The 2,945-nt window shown below is 67.4% G+C and carries 4 protein-coding genes; 1 reads left to right on the top strand and 3 read right to left on the bottom strand.

Going from position 1 to position 2,945, the window contains the following annotated elements; translation table 11 throughout:
* Positions 1 to 784: ABC transporter transmembrane domain-containing protein (locus AN233_RS05720; protein WP_141654129.1), on the bottom strand; the 784-nt coding region annotated here is incomplete at its 3' end.
* Positions 785 to 959: 175 nt separating this feature from the next.
* Between AN233_RS05720 and AN233_RS05715 the strand changes: the two genes are divergently transcribed.
* The gene (locus AN233_RS05715; protein WP_058365867.1) at positions 960 to 2,114 is read left to right on the top strand and encodes an acyl-CoA dehydrogenase family protein; all 1,155 of its coding nucleotides are present in this window, start codon (positions 960 to 962) and stop codon (positions 2,112 to 2,114) included.
* Between the two features lie 27 nt (positions 2,115 to 2,141).
* On the opposite strand, the gene AN233_RS05710 is transcribed toward AN233_RS05715, so the two are convergent.
* Positions 2,142 to 2,510: a methylglyoxal synthase gene (locus AN233_RS05710; RefSeq protein ID WP_058365866.1), complete on the bottom strand. Its 369-nt coding sequence runs from the start codon at positions 2,508 to 2,510 to the stop codon at positions 2,142 to 2,144.
* Positions 2,511 to 2,614: 104 nt separating this feature from the next.
* A partial coding sequence (locus tag AN233_RS17920; protein ID WP_281176524.1) for an MBL fold metallo-hydrolase RNA specificity domain-containing protein occupies positions 2,615 to 2,945 on the bottom strand: 331 nt, incomplete at its 5' end.

Below are 2,945 nucleotides of genomic sequence, written 5' to 3'. Positions count from 1 at the left end.
AGTAGTCGTAGGAGGCGTTCGCGACGCGGTCGGTCTCGTGGTCCTCCGTGTTCGAGGTCTTGACCAGCTCGACGCCCGAGAGCGCGTTCTCCAGCGCCGTGTTGAGGTCGCCGACGACGGAGCGCTGTTTCACGTATCGCGGCTCGACCGCGCGCATGAACCAGAGCGTGAAAAGCACCATCAGCGGGACGGCGGTCAACGTCACGAGCGCGAGCTCGTGGTTGTAGTAGAAGAGGACGGCCGCGATGCCGAGGATCATCACGCCGAGCCGTGCGGAGTTCTGGAGCGCGTTGTCGAGGAAGACCTCCAAGTTGGAGGCGTCGTTGTTCAGCACCGACATCACCTCGCCGGTCTGCTTGTCGTCGAAGAAGGTCATGTCCAGCCGCTGCATCTTCTCGAAGGAGTCGGTCCGGACGGCGTGCATCACGCGGTGGGCGAAGTTGTTCGCTGCGACGCCGTACACCCACGTGAACACCGCGGTCGTCAGGAAGGAGCCGACGATGAGCGCCGCGGAGAACCGGAACTGCGCGGCCGACTCGGTCGGGAGCCACGCGGCGGGGACGAGCGGGAGGGTGTAGGCCCCGTCGCCCGCGAAGACGGCGTCGACCGCGACGCCGAGGACGACCGGCGGGACCAGACTCGCCACCCGGGCGACGACGTTCGCCACCATTCCGAGCACGAGCCAGTGGAGTTCGTCGGTGCCGTACTCCCGGAAGAGCCGCGAGAGCGGCCGGTCCACCTGGTCGCGGTAGACGTCGAAGACGTTCTCCTCCTCGGCAGTCATTGCCTGTCGGACGACGGGGGAAGGGATGAATCCGGCGACTTCGGCGGCGCACGTGGGGGATCGGTGACGGACAGCCGTGGCGGGTCCCTCGACGGATCGGTAGCGGACTATTAACTCCTCTATCGTTCATCGTTGTTTGCGAATAGCTAACACGACTGGCTTTCGAGTGTCGACCATGGAGTTCCAGCTCTCGGACGAGCAACAGCAGCTACGGGACGAGGTGCGCCGGTTCGCGGAGAACGAGGTCAAGCCGGCCGCGAGCGAGCACGACGCCGACGAGTCGTACCCCCACGAGGTGATGGAGGCGGCCGCGGAGATGGGGCTGCTCGCGCCGCACGTTCCGGTCGAGTACGGCGGCGTCGGCTACTCGGCGCTGGAGAACGCCATCATCACTGAGGAGCTGTTCGCGGCCGATCCCGGCGTGGGGCTGTGCGTCTCCAGCGCCGGCTTCGGCGCTGAGGCGCTGATCGAGTTCGGCACCGACGACCAGAAGGAGCGCGTGCTCCCCGAGGTGACCGCGGGCGACGCGGTGATGGGCTCCGCGATCAGCGAGCCGCAGGCCGGCTCGGACGTGACCTCGGTGGCGACCCGCGCCGAGAAGGACGGCGACGAGTGGGTGATCAACGGCTCGAAGATGTGGATCACCAACGGGACGGTGGCCGACTACTTCGTCGTGGTCTGCGAGACCGACCCCGAGGTCGAGGACCGATACTCGGGCTACTCGCAGATCCTCGTGGAGGCGGATCGGGACGGCCTCACCCGCGAGAAGATCACCGGCAAGCTCGGCATCCGCGCGAGCGACACCGCGGAGCTCCGGTTCGACGACGTGCGCGTCCCCGAGGAGAACCTGATCGGCCAACGCGGAATGGGCTTCCTCCAGCTGATGCAGTTCTTCGACGAGACCCGGACCGCGGTCGCCGCACAGGGCGTCGGCATCGCCCGCGGCGCGGCCGAGCGCGCGCTTGCGTACGCCGAGGAGCGCGAGCAGTTCGGCCGCCCGATCGGCGACTTTCAGGCCATCGAGCACAAGCTCGCGGAGATGCACACGAACACCGAGGCGGCGCGCTGGCTCACCTACCGCTCCGCGTGGGCGGTCGACGAGTCGCCCGACGACGTGACGATGCTCGCGTCGATGGCCAAGGAGTTCGCCTCCCGGACCGCGGTCGAGGTCGCGAACGAGGCGGTGCAGGTCCACGGCGGCGCCGGCTTCGTGAACGATCACGACGTCGAGCGCTTCTACCGCGACTCGAAGATCACCCAGATCTACGAGGGCACCACCGAGATACAGAAGAACATCATCGCTCGCGAGCTGTTCGATAAAGGGTTCTAGCTCACGCGCCGAGAGGGATTTTGAGACTCACGCGTCGAGCAGCCCCTCGACCAACAGCGTCGCGGACGCGAGGTTCGTCGCCAGCGGCACGTCCATCACGTCACAGACGCGCAAGAGCGCGGAGATGTCGGGCTCGTGGGCCTGCGCGGTCAGCGGGTCGCGCAGGAAGACCACGCCGTCGAGTTCGTCGGCCGCGACCATCGCGCCGATCTGGAGGTCGCCGCCGAGCGGCCCCGACGCCTGTCTGTCGACGTCGAGACCGACCGCCTCCTGTAACCGCTTTCCGGTGGTTCCGGTCGCCACGAGCTCGCACTCGCGGAGCGCAGACTCGTGGTCAGCGGCGAACTCCAGTAGCGTCGGCTTCTCCTCGTCGTGGGCGATGAGCGCGAGGCGCATGCGTGAGCGTGTGCGACCGCGAACATAAATGGGGGCGGCCGCGGGGCGATCGTCGTGACGGCGAGGCGGGCACGGGGATCGAAACGGCGACTCTCGCGGACGGCTTACTTGAACCGGAACGTCTCGAGGTTCTTCGGCGCGAACGTCCGCATGTTGTAGTCGTGATACAGCGAGGAGGAGAGGTCCTGGACGGAGCTCTCGTCGCCGTGGACGCACAGCACCTTCTCCGGGCGGGGCTGCATCGTCTTCACGAAGTTCTCCAGCCCCTGTCGGTCGGCGTGGCCGGAGAAGCCGTCGACCGTCTCGACGTTCATGTTGAGCGTGAGCGTCGAACTGCGGCCGCCGCCGTTGCCCCAGTCGGAGACCGGGATCTCGTCCCAGCCGTTCTGGATGCGGCGCCCGAGCGTCCCCTGGGCCTGGTAGCCGACGAACGTC

Source organism: Haloparvum sedimenti, assembly GCF_001462205.1.
GTDB classification, from domain to species: Archaea; Halobacteriota; Halobacteria; order Halobacteriales; family Haloferacaceae; genus Haloparvum; species Haloparvum sedimenti.
The sequence above is the reverse complement of the archived record's forward strand: the minus strand, read 5'-3'. Positions and strand labels throughout refer to the sequence as shown.